General features: G+C 33.7%; 17 protein-coding genes. 15 read left to right on the top strand and 2 right to left on the bottom strand.

Going from position 1 to position 21,605, the window contains the following annotated elements; translation table 11 throughout:
• Positions 1-130: 130 nt before the first annotated feature.
• A complete protein-coding gene (locus tag EZM65_RS07240) occupies positions 131-637 on the bottom strand; it encodes a helix-turn-helix transcriptional regulator (RefSeq protein WP_136667891.1) in 507 nt (168 codons plus the stop codon).
• Between the two features lie 592 nt (positions 638-1,229).
• Between EZM65_RS07240 and EZM65_RS07235 the strand changes: the two genes are divergently transcribed.
• The 11 genes from EZM65_RS07235 to EZM65_RS07185 all read left to right on the top strand — a co-directional run bounded on the left by EZM65_RS07235 (position 1,230) and on the right by EZM65_RS07185 (position 15,328).
• Positions 1,230-2,777 carry a type I restriction-modification system subunit M gene (locus tag EZM65_RS07235; RefSeq protein ID WP_136667890.1) on the top strand — a complete coding sequence of 516 codons (1,548 nt, stop codon included), beginning with the start codon at positions 1,230-1,232 and terminating at the stop codon, positions 2,775-2,777.
• Complete coding sequence (locus EZM65_RS07230) at positions 2,774-3,904, top strand: restriction endonuclease subunit S (RefSeq protein WP_136667889.1); 1,131 nt, start codon at positions 2,774-2,776, stop codon at positions 3,902-3,904. The genes EZM65_RS07235 and EZM65_RS07230 overlap by 4 nt, the downstream gene beginning before the upstream one ends.
• Positions 3,905-3,913: 9 nt before the next feature.
• Entirely contained in the window at positions 3,914-5,080 is a 1,167-nt protein-coding gene (locus EZM65_RS07225; protein WP_136667888.1) for an AAA family ATPase, read from the top strand.
• A complete protein-coding gene (locus EZM65_RS07220) occupies positions 5,067-8,171 on the top strand; it encodes a type I restriction endonuclease subunit R (RefSeq protein ID WP_136667887.1) in 3,105 nt (1,034 codons plus the stop codon). The genes EZM65_RS07225 and EZM65_RS07220 overlap by 14 nt, the downstream gene beginning before the upstream one ends.
• Positions 8,172-8,203: 32 nt before the next feature.
• Positions 8,204-9,109 carry a DUF5655 domain-containing protein gene (locus EZM65_RS07215; RefSeq protein WP_136667886.1) on the top strand — a complete coding sequence of 302 codons (906 nt, stop codon included), beginning with the start codon at positions 8,204-8,206 and terminating at the stop codon, positions 9,107-9,109.
• A gap of 147 nt (positions 9,110-9,256) precedes the next feature.
• Positions 9,257-9,559 (top strand): GIY-YIG nuclease family protein, encoded by a 303-nt coding sequence (locus tag EZM65_RS07210; RefSeq protein WP_136667885.1) that lies wholly within the window; start codon positions 9,257-9,259, stop codon positions 9,557-9,559.
• Between the two features lie 143 nt (positions 9,560-9,702).
• Positions 9,703-10,767 (top strand): class I SAM-dependent methyltransferase, encoded by a 1,065-nt coding sequence (locus EZM65_RS07205; RefSeq protein WP_136667884.1) that lies wholly within the window; start codon positions 9,703-9,705, stop codon positions 10,765-10,767.
• 115 nt (positions 10,768-10,882) lie between these two features.
• The gene (locus EZM65_RS07200) at positions 10,883-11,443 is read left to right on the top strand and encodes a DUF4494 domain-containing protein (RefSeq protein ID WP_136667883.1); all 561 of its coding nucleotides are present in this window, start codon (positions 10,883-10,885) and stop codon (positions 11,441-11,443) included.
• 213 nt (positions 11,444-11,656) lie between these two features.
• Positions 11,657-12,046 carry a hypothetical protein gene (locus EZM65_RS07195; protein ID WP_136667882.1) on the top strand — a complete coding sequence of 130 codons (390 nt, stop codon included), beginning with the start codon at positions 11,657-11,659 and terminating at the stop codon, positions 12,044-12,046.
• Positions 12,047-12,053: 7 nt separating this feature from the next.
• Positions 12,054-14,621: a DUF4132 domain-containing protein gene (locus EZM65_RS07190; protein ID WP_136667881.1), complete on the top strand. Its 2,568-nt coding sequence runs from the start codon at positions 12,054-12,056 to the stop codon at positions 14,619-14,621.
• Positions 14,621-15,328 (top strand): HesA/MoeB/ThiF family protein, encoded by a 708-nt coding sequence (locus tag EZM65_RS07185; protein WP_169051664.1) that lies wholly within the window; start codon positions 14,621-14,623, stop codon positions 15,326-15,328. The genes EZM65_RS07190 and EZM65_RS07185 overlap by 1 nt, the downstream gene beginning before the upstream one ends.
• Positions 15,329-15,503: 175 nt before the next feature.
• Here EZM65_RS07185 and EZM65_RS07180 read toward each other — a convergent pair whose 3' ends face one another.
• Positions 15,504-16,415 (bottom strand): hypothetical protein, encoded by a 912-nt coding sequence (locus EZM65_RS07180; RefSeq protein ID WP_136667879.1) that lies wholly within the window; start codon positions 16,413-16,415, stop codon positions 15,504-15,506.
• A gap of 348 nt (positions 16,416-16,763) precedes the next feature.
• Here EZM65_RS07180 and EZM65_RS07175 point away from each other — a divergent pair, with 348 nt between their 5' ends.
• The 4 genes from EZM65_RS07175 (at position 16,764) to EZM65_RS07160 (ending at position 21,602) form a co-directional block, all read left to right on the top strand.
• Positions 16,764-17,321 (top strand): DUF6642 family protein, encoded by a 558-nt coding sequence (locus EZM65_RS07175; protein ID WP_136667878.1) that lies wholly within the window; start codon positions 16,764-16,766, stop codon positions 17,319-17,321.
• 351 nt (positions 17,322-17,672) lie between these two features.
• Positions 17,673-18,428, top strand: coding sequence for a hypothetical protein (locus EZM65_RS07170; RefSeq protein WP_136667877.1), 756 nt, complete (start codon positions 17,673-17,675; stop codon positions 18,426-18,428).
• A gap of 32 nt (positions 18,429-18,460) precedes the next feature.
• A complete protein-coding gene (locus EZM65_RS07165; RefSeq protein WP_136667876.1) occupies positions 18,461-18,964 on the top strand; it encodes a DUF4280 domain-containing protein in 504 nt (167 codons plus the stop codon).
• Positions 18,954-21,602, top strand: a complete 2,649-nt coding sequence (locus tag EZM65_RS07160; protein ID WP_169051663.1) for a L,D-transpeptidase — start codon at positions 18,954-18,956, stop codon at positions 21,600-21,602. Before EZM65_RS07165 ends, EZM65_RS07160 begins: the two co-directional genes overlap by 11 nt.
• Positions 21,603-21,605 lie beyond the last annotated feature (3 nt).

Here is a 21,605-nt window from a genome sequence, read left to right as displayed (position 1 = left end):
TACCCACAATCGAAACAAAATTCAGTCCAAAAAATCCTACAAAATCATCTTTTAGCACAAGATTAACAAGACGAGAAACAAAGGCTAAAACTACGTTAATTTTTATATTAAAACCTTGAGCCCCGCGTTACTACAGCTTGTCCTTATGTGCCTTGAGCGCCGCAATCATACCTTCTAATGCCACTATTTCAAACTGACATGCTAATTGTTTCTGCCAATTGTTGTTTGCCAACTTTTTTTCTGCCTGCCATTGGATGTGTTCCACAGTGTTTTTGTTTGCCTTTTTGTTATGGGTTTGTTCGTACATGGCCACCTGCAACGCAGCAAACGCCTTTTGTTCAGTGGCTTTCATTTTCTTCAAGTTGCGCTCCAGTTGTATTTTTTTTAATTGGTGTTTGGCAAGCAGTTCGTCAATTATAGTGCCCGATTCCCTATGCACAGTTTTCTGATCAACATCCACATGCTTTTGCTTATTCATGGCATCACTCACATGATTGGACAAGGTGGCCAGTTTGACAAGTGCATGGGTGGGTAAATCCCGTTTGCCCAGTTCGTACATAGATAATTGTCCTCTGGTTACCCCAAGTATTTCAGAGGCTTCTTCCTGTGTGATTCCTAGTTGTTCTCTAATAGTCATTTTTTAAGATACTACTTGTTGCAAAATTTTAAAGTTAATTCATTTTGCAACAACTTTGTTGCAATTTTTTTATAAAATATTTTTTCGCAACAGTTTTGTTGCAATTTAAAATTTGAAAGAGATTTTGCAACAAAACAAAAAGGAATACTTTTTTATACATAATTGTGCTGTTTGTGTCTTGATTATCGGTCCAGTAATAAATAGGTATAGTTGTAAGTAACTATAGAATAAGTAATGTTAGCGGTTATTGCAAACTTTAGACCTAACAGGTTTCAAAAACCTGTCAGGTCTAAATAACTGTAATGACGAAGTAAACTAAATCACCAATTTTTAGTGATTGTGTAAGTGTTTATTTATGGTTATGTTTAGAGAGTTTTCAAAAGGGAAATGTTTATTTTATTTTGAAGATGTAATTACCAAATAAAGTGAAAGCTACTTTTAAATATACAATTACACAAAAACTATATTATTAAGGTAGATATTTGCATTAAATAGTTGTAGATTGTTTAGACCTATGCTAAAGGTTTTAATAAATTTGTGCGGAAGAATAAAATAAATAACAGCTAATTCTAAATAGCGACATATAAATAAAATGACAAGCACCATTCAAAAACAAGAATTACAAAATAAAATATGGAAAATAGCCAATGAGGTACGTGGTGCCGTTGATGGTTGGGATTTCAAACAATTCGTTCTAGGAGCATTATTCTATCGCTTCATTAGTGAAAATTTTAAAAATTATACAGAAGCTGGTGATGAAAGTATTGACTACGCTAAATTATCGGACAGCATTATTACGCCTGAAATTAAAGATGATGCCATAAAAACTAAAGGATATTTCATTTATCCAAGTCAGCTTTTTGAAAACATGGCTAAAACTGCCTATACCAATCCAAACTTAAATACTGATTTAAAAGCCATATTTGATGCTATAGAAAGTTCTGCCAATGGTTATCCATCGGAACAAGACATTAAAGGATTATTTGCAGATTTTGATACTACTAGTACTCGTTTAGGAAATACCGTTGAAAACAAAAATGATCGGTTGGCTAAAGTTTTAAAAGGCGTAGAAGATTTGAACTTTGGAAATTTTGAAGACAATCAAATCGACTTGTTTGGTGATGCTTATGAGTTTTTAATTTCCAACTATGCAGCCAATGCAGGTAAATCGGGTGGTGAGTTCTTTACGCCTCAAACTGTATCGAAACTGATTGCACAATTGGCCATGCACAAGCAAACTACAGTTAATAAAATTTACGACCCAGCAGCAGGTTCGGGTTCCTTATTATTACAAGCAAAAAAACATTTTGACAGTCATATTATAGAAGATGGGTTCTATGGTCAAGAAATCAACCATACCACCTATAACTTGGCGCGTATGAACATGTTTTTGCATAACATTAATTACGATAAATTCAATATAGCTTTAGGTAATACGTTGTTAGACCCACATTTTGGAGACGAAAAACCGTTTGATGCTATTGTTTCTAATCCACCTTACTCGGTAAACTGGATTGGTAGTGACGATCCTACTTTGATTAACGACGACCGTTTTGCTCCTGCTGGAGTTTTAGCTCCAAAATCGAAAGCTGATTTTGCCTTTGTATTACATTGTTTAAGTTACCTATCTAGTAAGGGGCGAGCTGCATTAGTTTGTTTCCCTGGAATCTTTTACCGTGGCGGTGCGGAACAAAAAATTAGAAAGTATTTAGTAGATAACAATTTTGTAGAATCTGTTATTGCTTTAGCACCTAACTTATTTTATGGTACATCTATTGCCGTTAATATTTTAGTACTATCTAAAAGTAAAACGGAAAACAAAACCCAATTTATTGATGCTACTGGCGAAGACTTTTTTAAGAAAGTAACCAACAACAATGAGCTTAAAGATAAGCACATAGATAAAATTATGGAAATGTTCGATAGTAAAGCTGAAGTTGCACATGTAGCAACCACTATCGACAATGCTAAAATTGCAGAAAACGATTATAACCTTTCGGTTAGCTCGTATGTTGAAGCCAAAGACAATAGAGAAAAAATAGATATTACAGAACTAAACCAAGAAGTTGCCAAAACTGTAGTAAAAATAGACCAACTTCGTGCTGATATTGATAACATCATAAAAGAGATTGAAGCATGAGTTTTTTAGAAAAATTATTAGACGGTGTTGCTGTGGAATGGAAGCCATTGGAAGAATTTGCAGATTACGTACAACCTACAAAATATTTAGTAAAATCAAATAATTACAATGATGTTTTTCCAACTCCTGTTTTAACTGCTGGTAAAACATTTATACTAGGATATACAGATGAAACTGATGGTATTTATAAAGCCTCAGAAAATCCTGTTATAATTTTTGATGATTTTACAACTGCAAATAAGTGGGTTGATTTTGATTTTAAGGCTAAGTCATCAGCTATGAAAATGATTACATCTAAAGATAAATCAAAAGCTTCATTAAAATATATTTATTATTGGATGAACACTTTGCCTAGTGACTTAGTGGATGGTGACCATAAAAGACAATGGATAAGTAATTATGCTAATAAAAAAATCCCAATCCCATGCCCAGATAATCCAAAAAAATCACTCGAAATCCAACAAAAAATAGTTGGAATTCTCGATACCTTCACAGAGCTTACAGCAGAGCTTACAGCAGAGCTTACAGCACGAAAAATGCAATATAGTTATTATAGAGAGAAATTGTTTAGTTTTGAGGATAAAGACTTGGAATGGAAGAAATTGGGAGAAGTGGCGATTATAGGTACTGGTAAACATGATACAAAAGACGCAATTGATGATGGAGATTATATTTTTTATGCAAGAGGAATAAAACCATTAAAACTCAATTCATTCGATTTTGACGAAACAGCTATTATAACTGCAGGTGATGGCGTTGGTGTTGGTAAAGTTTTCCATTGGGCTGTTGGTAAATATGCTCTTCATCAAAGAGCATATAGGATAGTTCCTAATGAATCAAATGTTAATTCTAGATATGTATATCATTATATTGTATCTAAGTTTTACCCATACATAGAAAAAACTTCTGTTAGTTCTTCAGTTACGTCAATGAGAAAGCCTATGTTTGAAAATTTTCCAATTCCAGTTCCTTCAAAAGAAGAACAAGAACGAATAGTTTCTATCCTCGATAAATTTGATACTTTAACAACTTCTATTAGTGAAGGTTTACCAAAAGAAATAGAATTGAGACAAAAACAATACGAGTATTATAGAGATTTATTGTTAACATTTCCAAAAGAAAATTAATAAGCTGATATGAGTCAAAAACTAAAAGAAATTGCACAAACTTTAAAAGCCAATGATAAAAAAGTACAGCTCATTTATGCCTTTAATGGGACTGGTAAAACACGACTTTCTCGTGAATTTAAAGAAGAAGTAGACCCTAAGAATCAAAAAATAGCAGAATCTCCAATTAAATTTATGTATTACAATGCATTTACCGAAGACTTATTTTATTGGGATAATGATTTGGATGCTGACACCAATAGAAAGTTGATTGTAAGACCAAATGGTTTTACAAATCTAGCACTTTCATTTTTAAAGTCGCAAGAATTAGACAATAATATAATTACTAATTTTCAGCATTTTACAACATCTAAGATCACACCCTCATTTAATGATAATTTTTCTGAAATTACATTTAATTATTTAAGTGGTGGTGATAATAGTGAGCCTAATATAAAAATCTCAAAAGGAGAAGAAAGTAACTTTATTTGGTGTATTTTTTATAGCTTAATTGAGCAAATAATAGAACTTTTAAAAACTGAAAAGGACAATAGATCTAGCCATGATTTTGATGAATTAAAATATATATTTATTGATGATCCGGTAAGTTCTTTAGATGAGAACCATCTTATTGAGTTAGCAGTCAATTTAGCACAACTCATAAAAAATTCTAATGGTTTAAATTTTGTCATATCCACGCACAATCCATTATTTTATAATGTATTGTATAATGAATTAAATTTAAAAGGCAGTAAATATTGTTACTTACTCTCAAAAAATGATGACGGATCGTATAATTTTGATAATAAATATGGAGATTCAAATAAAAGTTTTTCCTACCATTTATATTTAAAACATACGATTGAAGAAGCAATAAAAAATAATGCAATTGAAAAGTATCATTTTACTTTGCTACGTAACTTATATGAAAAAACAGCAAATTTCTTAGGATATGAAAAGTGGTCAGATTTATTACCAGATGATAAAACAGTTTATTATAACAGAGTAATTCAATTTACTAGTCATTCTACGTTGTCAAATGAAGTAGTTCCAGAGCCTACTAACGCGGAAAAAAATGTAGTTGGATTTTTATTAAAACATTTAATCGATAGTAAATATTGGAAAGAAGAAATAATAGCTGCTACACCAGTTATAGCTGGAACTTTAACAACACAAACAGAAGATGTCGCAATATAACACCATAGCCGAATTCAATAATTTCATTGTTTTAGATAAATACACCAAGTATGCAAAGGTTAATGAGGGACCCTCATCCTATCAAACCGAAGCCGCTTTGGAGAAGGAATTTATTGAAGATTTAATGAATCAAGGGTATGAAAATGCTTTCGATATTAAATCATTAGAAACCATGTTAGCCAATGTACGTGTACAACTCCAGTCATTAAACAACATGGAATTTACGAATAGCGAATGGACGCGTTTTGTAGAAGAATATTTAGATAAAACAAGTGATAACTTAGTAGATAAAACAAGAAAAATACACGATAATTATATCTACGATTTTGTATTTGACGATGGTCATATTCAAAACATTTATTTGGTTGATAAAAAGAACATTACCCGCAATAAAGTACAAGTAATTTCTCAATTCGAACAAAAAGGCACACACACTAACCGATACGATGTTACTATATTAGTAAATGGTTTGCCTTTAGTACAAGTAGAACTTAAAAAACGTGGGGTGGCTATTCGTGAAGCCTTCAATCAGGTACACCGTTACTCGAAAGAGAGTTTCAATACCAACAATTCACTTTTTAAATACTTACAACTTTTTGTTATTTCCAACGGTACCGATACCCGATATTTTGCCAACACCACTGAACGCAATAAAAACAGTTTCGACTTTACCATGAATTGGGCGAAAGCCGATAATACCTTAATTAAAGACCTAAAAGATTTTACGGCTACATTCTTTCAAAAAAACACACTTTTGAATGTATTATTAACGTATTCGGTTTTTGATACTAGTGATACTTTGTTAGTGATGCGTCCCTATCAAATCGCTGCTACTGAAAGAATGTTATGGAAAATAGAAAGTTCTTATACTGCTAAAAATTGGTCTAATGTAGAAAGTGGTGGTTACATTTGGCATACTACAGGTTCGGGTAAAACATTAACTAGTTTTAAAGCCGCACGTTTAGCTACCCAACTGGATTTTATAGACAAAGTTTTTTTTGTGGTGGATAGAAAAGATTTAGATTTTCAAACCATGAAAGAATACCAACGCTTTTCTCCAGATAGTGTAAATGGTTCTGATAGTACTGCTGGTTTAAAACGTAACTTAGAAAAAAACGACAATAAGATTATTGTTACCACCATTCAGAAGTTAAACAACTTAATGAAAACGGAAAATGATTTGGCTATTTATCAAAAGCAAGTAGTTTTCATTTTTGATGAAGCGCATCGCTCTCAATTTGGTGAAGCACAAAAAAACCTAAATAAAAAGTTTAAAAAATTCTATCAATTTGGTTTTACAGGAACTCCTATCTTCCCACAAAATGCGTTAGGTGCCGAAACTACTGCAAGTGTTTTCGGTCGTGAGTTACATTCGTATGTTATTACGGATGCGATTAGAGATGAAAAGGTACTAAAGTTCAAAGTAGATTATAACAATGTTCGCCCGCAATTTAAAAATATCGAGGCAGAACAAGATGAGAAAAAATTGTCTGCTGCAGAAAACAATACCACTTTACTTCACCCTAAGCGTATTAAAGAAATTTCACAATACCTTTTACAAAATTTCAGACATAAAACACACAGAACAAAAGGAGGCAACACAGGGTTTAACGCTATGTTCGCCGTAAGTAGTGTTGATGCGGCAAAATGTTATTACGAGGAATTAAACAACCTACAAAAAGAAAGCGAAAAACCACTTAAAATTGCAACCATCTTTTCATTTGCTGCAAACGAAGAGCAAAATGCTGTTGGTGAAATTGTTGATGAAACTTTCGAACCAACTGCTTTAGACAGTTCTGCAAAAGAGTTTTTAACAAAAGCCATCAACGATTATAATGCGATGTTTAAAATGAATTATAATGTTGAAAGCGAGTTTCAAAATTATTATCGTGACTTGGCAAAACGCGTAAAAAGTAAAGAAATCGACTTGATTATTGTCGTAGGAATGTTCCTGACAGGTTTTGATGCTCCTACCTTAAACACACTATTTGTAGATAAAAATTTACGTTATCACGGGTTGATGCAAGCCTTTTCACGTACCAACCGTATTTACGATGCTACCAAAACATTTGGAAACATTGTTACATTTCGTGATTTAGAACAAGCTACTATTGATGCTATTACTTTATTTGGAGATAAAAATACCAAAAATATTGTACTTGAAAAAAGTTACAAGGAATATTTAGAAGGTTTTACAGATATCGTTACAGGTAAAGCGCGTAGAGGATTTAAGGATGTAGTAAATGAGTTGAATACCAAATTTCCAAATCCAGATGATATTGTTACCGAAAAAGACAAAAAAGAGTTTGCAAAGCTTTTCGGAGAGTACTTACGTGTAGAAAATATTTTACAGAATTACGATGAATTCACACATCTAAAAGCGTTACAAGATATTGACATAAACGATAGTGATGCAATAGCAGCTTTCAAAGAAACCTATTTTATATCTGATGAAGATATTGCAGTAATGCAAGAAATAAGTGTATTGCCAGAAAGAACCGTTCAAGATTATCGTTCAACGTATAATGATATCCGTGATTGGTTACGTCGTGAGAAAAACGGTAAAGAAGCTGAAGAATCTAAAATTGATTGGGATGATGTCGTTTTCGAAATTGATTTATTAAAGTCACAAGAAATAAACCTGGATTATATTTTAGAATTAATTTTTGAGCACAATAAAAAGTCTAAAGATAAAGTTGCCTTAATAGAAGAAGTGCGTCGCGTTATTCGTGCTAGTATTGGCAATAGAGCAAAAGAAAGTTTAGTAGTTGATTTTATCAACGAAACAGAACTAGACGCCATCGAAGAAAAAGCTAATATTATTGATTCATTCTTCAAGTATGCGCAACAAAAACAAAAAATAGAAGCAAACGAATTAATTGTAGATGAAAATTTAAATGAAGAAGCTACTAAAAGATACATCACTGCTTCATTAAAACGTGAATTTGCAAGTGAAAACGGCACAGAATTAAATGCAATTTTACCTAAAATGAGCCCTTTAAACCCTCAGTATCTAACCAAAAAACAAAGTGTTTTTCAAAAAATAAGTGCTTTTGTGGAGAAGTTTAAAGGGGTTGGTGGGCAGCTTTAATTTATTTCTACAATTGATTTAAAATTTTAAAAATGAATTTATATCAAATAAATAATACCCAACTAAAGACATTAAAAGAAAAACCTTTTAAACTAGAACGAGAAATTCAAAATCTATTTGAGCAAAACTTAACCTTACTCACAGGTTTAGAGTTTGTAAAAAGTGAGTTTACTATAAAAGGAAAGCGTATTGATACACTGGCTTATGATGCACAGTCGGAAGCTTTTATCATTATCGAATACAAACGAGAAAAAAATATAAGTGTCGTGGATCAAGGGTTTACATATTTGAGTCTGATGCTAGAAAATAAGGCTGATTTTGTATTGACGTATAATGAGACTTTAAATAAGAACTTGCATAGTAGTAAGGTAGATTGGTCGCAAACTCGCGTTGTGTTTGTTTCGCCTAGTTTTACCGAGAATCAACGTTTAGCAACGAACTTCAAAGATATTGCTATTGAATTATGGGAAATCAAACGTTTTGAAAATGATATTATTAGTATCAGCCCCATCAAGAAAACGAGAGCAGCTGAGAGTATTAAACCAGTAACAAAACAAAATGATAAAATTAAATCGGTTACTGCTGAAATCAAAGTGTATACCGAGGAAGATCATTTGAATGCTGCTTCAGATGAAATCATTGAGTTGTATGAAACGTATAAAAATGCTATTTTAAATTTATTTGACGATGTAGAAATAGTACCTAAAAAACTCTATATCGCTTTTAAGAAAGATAAGAATATCACTGATATTGTTTTTTTGAAAAAAGCATTAAAGTTGTCTATTAATCTCAAAAAAGGACAATTAGATGATCCTAAAGGTCTTACAAGTGATATGTCTGAAAAAGGGCATTGGGGAAATGGGGATTATGAATTAACGGTTTCGGATACTAAAAATTTAGAGTATATCATGAGCTTGATTAAACAAGCAATTGTATAGTATTCTAGCCTTATTTTATTTTTAATTATATGATGAAAACAAAAATTTTACTGTTTTAATAAGAGATTGCTTCGTTCCTCGCAATGACCTCCCGCAAAGTCATTGCGATGAACGGGCGCCATCTCAATAATATAAGATAAAATTATAATGAAACCGGGATTCATTTACATACTCACTAATAAAAACAATACCACATTGTATGTTGGAGTAACATCTAATTTACCAAACAGAATAGTAGAGCATAAAGAAAAGCGGTATCAAAATTCGTTTTCGGCACGGTATAACTTAAATAAATTAGTCTATTACGAACAATTTCAAATGATTGGTGATGCCATTGGAAGAGAAAAACAACTAAAAGCAGGTAATAGATTAACCAAAGAAAATTTAATCAACAGCATCAATCCCAATTGGAATGATTTGTATGATCAAATAAAAGATATAATGGGGTGATTGCTTCGTACCTCGCAATGACGGTCACAGGTTTGAATCCTGTCGGGGTCATAACCTTTATTTTCAAAAAAAATACATTTTCCCACCTGTTTTTCGTTATAATCTATATACTCTTTGTTAATCAAAGAACAATAGGAAACGTCATGCAGCTGTCAGAAATCATAGTGCATAAAATTCAGGACAACGGATCCATTTCATTTCATGATTTTATGGAAATGGCACTCTATTATCCTCAATTGGGGTACTACACTTCAAACGGAAATCCTATTGGTGTAAAAGGCGATTATTACACCAGTCCGCAGCTTACGCCTTTATTCGGGGTGCTGATAGGTAAGCAGCTTGAGGAAATGTGGGAAGTAATGGGAAAAGGGAAATTCACCGTCGTGGAATACGGAGCCGGCACGGGAAAACTATGCAGAGACATTATGGATTACCTTAAAACGAATGCTGAATTCTATGAAAATCTGAATTATTGCATCATTGAAAAGAATCTTGAAAGGAAAGAAAATGAAAACTGCCGCTTGCCGGAAAAGGTAAGTTGGCACGATAGCATAGCCGATATTACTGAAATCAGGGGATGTATCCTCTCGAATGAATTGGTCGATAATTTTCCGGTACATCAGGTGGTGATGGGAGAGGAGCTTATGGAAGTCTTTATCGGGTATGACAAAAATTTCATTGAATTGCTTAAACCGGCTTCGGCAGCACTGAAAGACTACTTTGAAGAACTCAATATCATCCTGCCCAAAGATTACCGTACAGAAATAAACCTTCAGGCCACACGATGGATAACCGAAATAGCAAGAGCTTTAAAAAAAGGATATGTCATCACCATTGATTATGGTTACACTTCCGCCCAATTGTACAGAGAACAAAAAAGGCTGGGCACACTGATGTGTTACAATAAGCACACTACCAATGAAAATCTGTACACGAATATAGGGAGCCAGGATATTACGTCACATGTCAATTTTTCGGCACTGTGTCATTGGGGATTTAAAAACGGATTGAAATGCGTCAGCCTCACCAGTCAGGCTGATTTTCTCATGCAGCTTGGTTTTAAGGAATGCCTCAGAGAAATGACTATGACCAATAAGAATATTATTGATGCGGTCAAAGAAGAAGCTTTTCTTACCTATACATTGTTATTGGATATGGGAACCAAGTTTAAAGTACTTATTCAGGAAAAAGGAATGACAGATAATTAACGTATCAATACTTAATCCAAATAGAGAAAAAACCAAAATTGTGAATATCTCTTTCTAAAAATTGCCGTATCCTTTCCCTTAAAAAATTACCTTTGCGCTCCTTAAAAAAATAATTATGAGCGCAACTTGGTACGAATGCAAAGTAAAATTTAGAAAAGTAGATGAAACAACCGGTGCACAAAAGGTCACTACAGAGCCTTATCTGGTTGATGCCTTATCTTATACAGAAGCTGAATCCAGAATTACGCAGGAAATGATGAGTTATGTAAGTGAGGAATTCAAAATTACCAATATCAAAGTGGCAAATTACAGCGAAATCCATCCGTTTGAAAATACAGACCGTTGGTTTCGATCTAAAGTTGCGTTAACAGCTTATGACGAAGAAAGCGGTAAGGAGCGCAAGACCAACTTGTATTTATTAATACAGGCTAATGATGTAAGAGAAGCTTTTGACAATACGATGGTTGCGATGAAAAATACGATGGGAGATTTTTCGATACCTGCTATTTCAGAATCGCCTATCATGGACGTTTTTCCATACTTTAGTGGGGAAGAAGACGGACTGGAGCAAATAGAAAAGTTTAATGCGCTTAAAGCTTCCAAACCTGAATCTGTTACCGAAATCATAGACCACATGGAGTTTGATGCTGAGGTACTGGAAGAATATCAGGAATAAGAACTTTTAAAAGTGTTTTGAATAGAGTAAACATCCTAATTTTGCCCATAGTTAGGATGTTTTTCATTTACTATCGTTTCTTAATAAAATTATAAACAGTTAAGATTTTGTTCCGTAGGAAAAATAGCTATATTTAAAGATGAAAATTTTAATTTCGTTATGACTGATACGATTTTAAAATGATTTATTTTAATCATATATAAATAGCATTGTATGAATATATTAATTTCAGACGAACTCCTAAACGGTACTGTTACAAATCAATTTGAAATTGAAGTAGAATCAACATCTATCACCGTTGAAGAACTGATAACTAAACGTGTTACTGTTGAAATAGAAAATTATAATAAACGTTTGCCTGAATATTTTACTGGATTGGTAGAGCCCACAAATGCTGAACGTACCCTTAACGGATATAAACTAAAAGCAAAACAGTTAATCGACGTTGAAAAACAAATCTATATTGCTTTAAATGCTTTTCAAAAAAACGGTTTCTTTATTCTGGTAGATAATCAGCAGTTGGAAAAACTTGACCAAAAGGTTACTTTTAAAAGTGATTCTAAAATTTCTTTTGTCAAACTAATACCTTTAGTAGGAGGATAATTATTTTATGGAATTATTCAAAAAAATTAAAGCAGCCATTGGCTTGGATACAGTAGAAAATACTGAATTTAGAAATGCTTTTTTACGATGCATTGAAGAGTATTCAAATAAATCACAGTATTTTTATACTATTACTTTTTCAGAAATTCCGTTTTATAACGAAACAATTAAAAAATGGGATGATGAAAAAAAGGGAGAGTTTGTTATTTTTTTAGCAAATACTGTAAGAAATACGTATTCATCTTATTTCAAAGGAAATAAAAAGTTATCTGAAGAATATCAAATGGCTTTTCAAATGCTCCAAAATATGTTCAGGAGTAAAATGAAGTTTTCTGAAAGTACTATTATAACCATTTATGACATTTTTAATAAAAAAATTTCAGATAAGGGGGATACAGGAATATATTGGTGGCCTGTTTCGGGTTTTTTTAGACAAATTGAAAACAGTTTTCCTGCAAATGATATTCCTGAAAAAGTTTTAGAAATACTTAATGAAATTATCAGTATTAAAAAACATGCAAATTCCTACTTCTACAAAGATCAGGTTAAATTAGATGAAAAAATCAAAACGTATCTTCATACTTATGAAAAAGGGGAAGAAGCTGCAAAGCCAACTTATTTCATAGGCGAAGATAGATTCCAAATATTTGCCAATACATTATTGGACAAACAAAAAGAAGAAGATAAAAAAAATTGGTTTGAATTGGTTGCACTGGCGCAAAAGACAACTGGAAGTAAGCCTTCACAAAAATATCTTAATGATACTAAAAAAATTATCGATCAGTTAGGGTCTGATAAATTCAAGAAGGTAACCCAGGAATGGTTTACGTTTGTTATTGATTTAAAAGAAACAATAACTCCGTTAACGCAAACGTATGGCGAACATGAATATACTTATAATGTAATTGAATTTTTAAGCAGTCTGAATTCTGATGCGATTAAAGGTTTTGTCTGGATGTCCTCTTGGTTTTATGATAATACCACAATTCAAACGATTAGTAAATTAGCCGAACGTTGTTTTAAAAAAATACCCGAAAAAGGACCTGCCGCCGCTGGAATAGGTAATGCGTGTTTGTATACACTCTATGCTTCAAAAGGATTGGACGGAATTGCCCAATTGTCACGGTTGCGTTTAAAAATAAAGCAAAATAATACATTAACATTAATAGAAAAGTATATAGAAGAAGCAGCTCATAAGTTAGGCGTTTCTGCTGTCGAAATTGAAGATTTGGCAGTTGATGATTTTAAATTAAAAGATTATCAGCTGAGTTACACTTTCGATGATTATAAAGGAGTAATAGAACTGTCTGGAATTGGCAAATCCAACCTAAAATGGTTTAAACCAGATGGTTCGGAACAAAAAACGGTTCCACAACTGGTAAAAGACAAATTTGCTGTAAAACTTAAAAAACTCAAAGCTGTTCAAAAACAAATAGATCAAACGACTGCTTCGCAAAAAGAGCGATTTGACAGAATGCTCCGAAGTAACAGAAGTATGAGTTTGGATTATTTTAAAACAAAGTATGTACAGCACGGATTACTTTCTTTTGTTATTAATAAAGTGATTTTTAAGTTTTCCAATGCTACAGAAGAATGCTTGGCCATCAATATTAATAATCAATGGATTAACAATAATTACGATAGTGTCGATATTGATAAATTTACAACGGTATCGTTATGGCATCCAGTAACCAGTAGTACTAATGAGGTGAAAGAATGGCGTAAATTTTTATTGGAGGGGCAAATTCAACAACCGTTTAAACAAGCTTACAGAGAGATTTATCTATTAACTGATGCTGAAGTCAATACGAGAACGTACAGCAATCGTATGGCATCACATATCTTGAAACAACATCAGTATGTAACCCTAGCCAAAGGAAGAAACTGGAAAGCCCGATTGATAGGTGCTTGGGATGGTGGAGACCAGGATACAGCCCAACTTTTCCTGCCTGAATATAATATTTGTGTGGAATATTGGGTAAATGCACTAAATGCTGATGATGAGTTTAATGCTAATGGTATTTGGAATTATGTAACAACGGATCAAATTCGTTTTTTGAATTCAGAAACCAATGAATTAATTGATCTTGTTGATGTACCTCCAATTCCTTTTTCTGAAGCTATGCGGGATGTGGATTTGTTTGTAGGTGTTGCGAGTGTAGGAAATGACCCAACTTGGAGTGATTCTGGAGGTTTGCCAACTTACAGAGATTATTGGCAGAATTATTCGTTTGGTGATTTATCTGAAATTGCCAAAAACAGAAAGGAAATTCTTCAAGGACTTATTCCTCGATTAAAAATAGCCGCTGTGACACGTGTTGAAGATAAATTCGTGGTGGTAAAAGGTAAATTAAGAACCTACAAAATACATATAGGCAGTACTAATATTTTAATGGAACCAAATGATCAGTATTTGTGTATCGTTCCGGACAGAAGTAAAAAAGACATGAATGAAAACTTGTTTTTACCTTTTGAAGGTGATAACGGTCTTTCGGTTATAATTTCGAAAGCATTTTTGTTAGCTGACGATGATAAAATTACAGATAAGACGATTACTTCTCAAATCAACCGATGATGAAACGCTACAATCAACAAATGCTTCTTCCCGAAATAGGAACAAAAGGACAAGAGAAGCTTAATGAGGCAAGTGTTTTAATCATTGGGGCAGGCGGTTTAGGCACAGTTGTAGCAACGTATTTAGTGGCTATGGGGGTAGGCAGAGTTGGCATCGCTGATTTTGATCAAGTAGAAGAAACTAATTTACATCGTCAGTTTTTATATACACCAGCTGATTTAGGAGTAAATAAAGCTAAAGTTTTAGCGCGTAAGTTGAAAGTACAAAATAGTTATGTCGAGGTGATTTCATTTGAAGAAAGAATAACCAGTGAAAATTTTACAACTATTAGTGCAGATTCTACAATTTTATGTGATTGTTCGGATAATTTGTCAACCAGATTAATATTGGATAAACAGTGTTGTTTATATAAAATACCATTGGTACATGGAGCTGTTTCTGATTGGCAGGGATATGTTACGCTATTTCATTATAAAAATGAGTTTCATTATCATGATTTGTTTGATATGGAAACGCTTTTAAAAAATGACTCTTGTGAAATAAACGGAATTAGTAGTCCAATTTGTGGGGTTATTGGCAGTTTAATGGCTAATGAAACTATCAAAATTATTTTGGATCTAAATTCTAATTTAGATGGAGGATTTTTATATTTTAATGGTTTAAAAAATGACTTTAAATTGTTGAAATTACAAAAAGTATCGGGTTGAATCAGTTCATTGTTGCAAACCAATATGACTGAAATTTGCGGGTTCGTAGACCACATGGAGTTTGATGCTGAGGTACTGGAAGAATATCAGGAATAAGAACTTTTAAAAGTGTTTTGAATAGAGTAAACATCCTAACCTTGTCCTTTAGATTGCTTGGTTAGGATGTTTGCTTTTTTTACAGTTTCTCCATAAAATCGTAAATGTACCAGTAGTTTTGACCCGTTGTAGTCGTATTCAATAAGAATGTTGGATTTGGCAATACACATGGTGTTATATTGGTATTATGGGATATAATTCCCATAGAACTTCCCACAGTCCATCGTTTACCGCAGCAGGCATCAAAATGAAAGCCCAATTCTTTCATCGTCCATGATGGGGTAGTGGTTAAATTTTTATACGAATACTTGCCAACATAAGGACCTCCAGCGGTAGTATACTCAAATATATCTCCGTAGGTAGGATTACAAATTAAGTTGGTTGTTCCCGAAATAGCATGAAATTTATTTCCCACAACTGTTAGTCCGTTGTATTGTGGTGTTGGACCGGCAGGAGCAAACACACTGCAAAAGCCTGATGGTACGGATACTTTCATTAATTGTGAGGTGCCTTCCTTGATAGCTACGAATAATCCGGTAGTTCCGTAGTTTTCAATATCCTGCAATGGAACCGTAGTAGTTGCCACTACACTTGCACTTCCAGTTGAAATCTGCACTCGCAGTAATTTGCTGGGAAAATTGGAATTCATTCCTGTTACGGCCCATGCAAAATCAACAACACCAGGCATATTGCACAAACCAGTTACGGATCGAACAGGTACTCCCGCCACATTAATTTGCGAAACAAAGTTGTATCCTGTAGGTGCTGCACATAAATCGACTTTAAAAATGGTTGAGGCAAAACCTGCAGGTACAGGTGAACTGCTTGATCCTGATAATACTAAAGCATACACTGGAGCACAAGGTGCCAGAGCCTGTACTGCCGTTTTTTGGTCTTTTGGATTTTCCTGCTTCAGTTCTGATTTTTCACAGGCAGTAAAGGCAGTAATCAGTACCAATGTAAGAACGGTTTTGATTAAATTTTTCTTCATAATTTATTGATTTTTAGTTTGTTAATGATGATTAAAGATAATATGTTTTTTCTTACAGGAAGTGCGGAAAAACCGTAAACATGGTGGGTTATATAATTCGTTTTCAAATTAATAGAGAAGTGATGCAATATGAAAATTGTGTTTTGCAGCTGTTCTTGAATATTATTTTAGCTGTTTTGTTTAGAATCGAAAAGGAAAATATTTTTTATTTATTTGGTAAAAGAAGAGTTTTTTTAATCTTAATTTTGTTTCGTAAAGGCTAAAAATGAAGGAAGAATGATAAAGATTTCTTATTCATAAAAATTTCTATTTCTGTTAAATTAGCAGCAAGTTTAAGTAACTGAAAGTATGTCTGAAAACCACTATATATATTGTTTGGAATCGGTTCCTGATATAACGGCTGTCCATAAGAATCCTATTGTCCCGGCGTTAGAAACCCTTGCTTTGCAGTATGGCATAACTAATGTGTATACTACTTGTGACAGTATTGAAAGTTTTGAGGAAAGCATCAGTACCTTGCTGTATGAAGACCGTCATTTTAAGGACTATTCTATAATATATCTGGTTTTTGAAGGCAGAAGCAACGAACTCAAAATCGACAATTACTATTATAGTTTTGAAGAAATAGCCGAATTTTTTGAAGGCAAGTTAAAAGGTAAAATAGTTCATTTTGCCAATACCCTGCAATTGGATTTGGAAGAAGAAACGTTTCAATATTTTCTTGACGTAACAGGTGCAAAAGCCATTTCAGGCTACGCTAACCAGATTCCTATATTAAGCACTGTTTTGGATAATTTTTATTTCTCACTTAGTGAAGAAACTGATGATGTAGTGGAACTCACACAATCACTTTTCGAAAAAAAATACACCTTATGCAAAAGCATGGGCTTTACGGTATACCATTAATAAAGGTGGCTGAGCCGGTTCCTGTGCCTGCCGAAGGGCGAAACCACACATTATTAGACGGCTGAGGTTCTCGAAGCAACTTTCTTCTGATAACTGAGCTGTTTCCTGAGCTTGTCGAAGGGCGAAGTCACATTCTCTTTTATAATTTTAAAACTATTGGTGACTAATCTTGTTCCTCAACTTGCTGAAAGGCGAAACCATCATTTATTAAAGATATTTTTGTCCGCTGGTGGCTGAGTTGGTTCCTGAGCTTGTCGAAGGGCGATGCCACATATTTCTCATAAAAATAATCCAATTAAATTTTTTAAATGTAAGAAATATATTACATTAGCTTCTCAGTAATAAAAAGTTATGGGTTTATTATTTCAATCAGATAAAAGAATGAGCACGTCATCTCAAACAGGAAAAAAAGTGTTTGAGGTAAATCAGCAGCAATTTCAGGGTGGTCTTTTGGATAAGACACTTCAGTATGAAATGGAAGTGACCTTATTGGGACAATCCAATAATACAGATTTTGGTTATGAAATTGACCGGAGAAATTTACTGATTGATAATGAAGAGCCTAATACTGTTTTTGAGCAATTGGCATTTGAATGTGGAAAAGCAATTTTTCCATTGCGCTTTACCATTGATAAAAATGGTGTAATCAAACAACTTTACGAATACCCTAAAGTGGTCGAGCGCTGGCTGGTAATCAAAGAACAGCTCCTTAATTATTACGAGGGAGATATGGCGGTAAACTATATCAAATGTACCGACCAGAATCTTAAAAACATGGATACAATCAAACAATTGATAAAAAATCAGTTGTTCGTTTATTTTTTCTTCAATCCTTTACAAAATACAGTTACTGAACCTTTGGTTTGGAAAACGGCTCCATTTATGGATTTTGAAGGAAATATTACTATGTTGAAAGCTACGGATAGTGAAGGCAGTGGTGAATTGGTTTTACAGTCTGATTCCCCATTTATTAACATCAATGCCAAATATACTTTCGATGAAAAAAATAAGAGTATAGATTCTTGTAACGCCTCAATTGTTCAGGATAATGATTCAGAAATAAAATTATCCTTTATAGCAAAACAGGTTGAAGTTTTGAGTAATTAAAGTCAGTGTGTAATTGTTTTAAGTGAGAGAGTATGTCTGAAAAACACTTAGTATGTCAAGGGGCGGTTTGCCAGTGCAAGTTTGGTAATGCACCCGATAAGTTAAAAGTCAAAACCCAAAAAAAGACTTTCATTAATGACCCTGAGGGTAGCGAAAAATTAATGGCTACCAATAAAGATATTGGTCAGACTTTTGAGAAAAACACCTTTGGTCCCTGTAAACAGCAGCCTCTTCCGGGCGGCGGATATAAGCCCTGTCAGGCACAGGTAACGCAATGGAGCGGTTTTTACGAAAAAATCACTTTGGAGGAAAACAGAGGAAAAGCACTCATGGAAACCAGCAAAGCCACCTGTCCTATAGGTGGCCCCGACTGTATAACCATAACCGATCACGGACAAAAAGCAAAACCCAGCCAGCAGCAGGCCAGAAAAGCGGATCCGGTTGCCGCAAACCAACTCAATCCGGCAGTGGACACAGCTGCGTATAAATTAGATCAGGAACAGGAACAAACTAATCATGCGGAATATGAACAATAAGTATAACGATTTTAAAACATATACTGTAAGAGGGAACGAGTCGGTTCAGGAAATATGCATGGCAAATAATATTTCTGAAAGTGATTTAGCACAGGCAAACCCTCAAATTCCTCTTGCCTCATATGGTGGGTCAATGTTTAGTTCAACCAGGTATAAGTTGGATGTCAATCAGGGTGATGTACTTAAAATCCCTTTTTACAATGCTGATAAAGATAAAAAAGGAGTAAAAAAGATTTCCGGAAAAAGAATGCTTAAAGTAGGTGATTGGGAAAATTATGAAATAGCTGAATGGTTTGAAGGTACCCCTCCGGAAGATAGAGACATATCCAAAGTCAAATGGCAATTGTACCACCTGCAAAACGGTACTAAGCCTGTATGGCTTTTTGATATGGATAAAGGAAAAATCCGTTTTCAGGAAAAGGCAATAGGTAATAAATATAAAATTGTGGCTTATCAGCATGAGCCGGAATTGAATAATGAAAGCGCATTACTTTTAAATGTAGAACCATCTGAAAAAAGAGAAATACTTAGTATAAAAGTCAGTGATAGTAACGATAAACCAATAAACGGCCCATTATCGTATGGCCAAACTATAAACGTTCATGTAGAAACCACAGGCATGAAAGGGGAGTATGTTTATATTTCGCTTTGGGAAGATGATATAAATGGCTCAGGACACAGCAGTAATCAAAATGCAAAAAATAAGGTCATAAAAGATGTTAAATCCTTAGTCGGAGATAAGGGAGTAGCACATGAAATTCTCGAAATTAAAGCAGATTTTGAAAAAATAGCCAATGCTTACTTATCCAAAGGAGATTCAAACGAAGGCAAACAGCACGAATATTATGTGACGGCCTATGCCACAGGAGAAACCAAGGCAAGTCCAAATTTTAATGTTAGAAACTCGGAGTATCAAGAACAGAGAAGGACAGAAACGCAAGACCATCTTGGCGGAAGAACACAGCCCGCAAGAACGAATGTTCCCCCCTATAGAGGTAACGCAGGAAGCAACCAGCCGGTTGCAGCAAAAGGAGTAAGCAAAGTTGTTTTAACCAGAAAAGGTCCCAAACAATTATTGGCTACGATTTATTCCAAAGGCTTGAAAGGAAAAAAAATCCGTTTTCAAGTTTTAGAACACGATAACTCCGGAAATGATAAATTGGTTGATCAATACTATATATTGAATGAAGATGTATATAATATTAATATCTTTCTAAATAGAATCCCTCAAAGCAAAGGCGGAGGATTTTTGGTAGAAGGTAATGAACAGGAACTTTTTGTAGATGTTGAAGTGTTAGAAGCACATACCCATATAAAAAGTAAAATTGTAAATGTGGATATCAATGCCTTTAAAGTTGATGTGGCTGAAAGTACGACTGTGGCTAAGGTAGCGGATACTAAACTTCCTGAAAAAGGGGAAAAGAAAAAAGGTTGTATTTGTAAAGAACAATATGCTGATTTAATTTGGGGAGCAAAAGTAAGTTGTGATTTTAGAAAAAAAGTAGTTCAAATTGCTAAAAGGTTAGGTAAAGACCCAAATCTTTTGATGGCGGCTATGGCGTTAGAGACTGGTAGAACTTTTTCTCCTACTGCAGGAAAAGGGTCAAGTTATGTTGGTTTAATTCAATTTGGAGACGATGCAGCGTCCTCAGTTGGAACAACAAAGGAAGCTCTTTTGAAAATGACAGCTTTGCAACAATTGGATTACGTTGAAAAGTATTTAGAAAAAAAGAAAGACAAACTAACAACCTTAACAGATTTTTATATGTCAATTCTTATGCCTGTTGATGTGGGTAAAGGTGACAAACCTAATCATGTTGTGTTCGATAATAAATATCCTCTTGCATATAAAAAAGATGGTAAAACGTTGACAGATTTAAGTAAGTCGAGGCATTATGGCTATAGGCAAAATCCCGCTTTTTTTTATGAGGAAGGGGAAAAAGAGAAGGTAAAAAAAGGAGGCGGAAAAAAATACACTGGGGAAGGGAAAACATATATTTGGGAAATAGAAAAATTTTTATCGAATATATATAATGAGGGCAAAAATCACAAAGCAAAAGTATTTAATTGTGAAAGCAATGCTGACTCAAAACCAGTAGTTACAGAATCAGGTACATGGAATGTAGTAATTACTGAAAAATATACAGGAAATAAGTGTGAACATGAAAAACCTAGAAAAAATTGTAGAAGAGGTAAAATAGATGTTTATGATCACAATAAAAAAATCGTTTTTACGATTTCAGATTGTTTATTAGAGGGAGTAGCTGGAGAAGATAGAATGAAAACTAATTCAGACGCGCCGTTTGGTACATATGCAATTTCATCAACCCCTTTTATTATGGGAACTAATTCGGGACAGAAAAGAATTTCTTATGGCCCACAGCCAAGATTGTCATTTGAACCAATAAATGGTTCAGGTGATGAAGCAGATAAAAGTAATAGGAGTTTAATAAGAATACACGGTGGCAGACAAGAGGACAAAACTACATTTAAGCCACTTTCTAACCCGGTTTTGAAAAGAACTCAAGGGTGTATAAGAGTTTACGATACTGATGCTAAAGATTTTTATGATTGGTGGGTTAAATTCCATAAAACAAATCCTAATGTAAAACCAGGTAAACTTAAAATTGTAAAATAGTAA

Source organism: Flavobacterium sp. H122, assembly GCF_004959765.1.
Classification (GTDB): domain Bacteria; phylum Bacteroidota; class Bacteroidia; order Flavobacteriales; family Flavobacteriaceae; genus Flavobacterium.
Note: the sequence above shows the minus strand (reverse complement) of the source record. Positions and strands in the feature narration are given on the sequence as shown.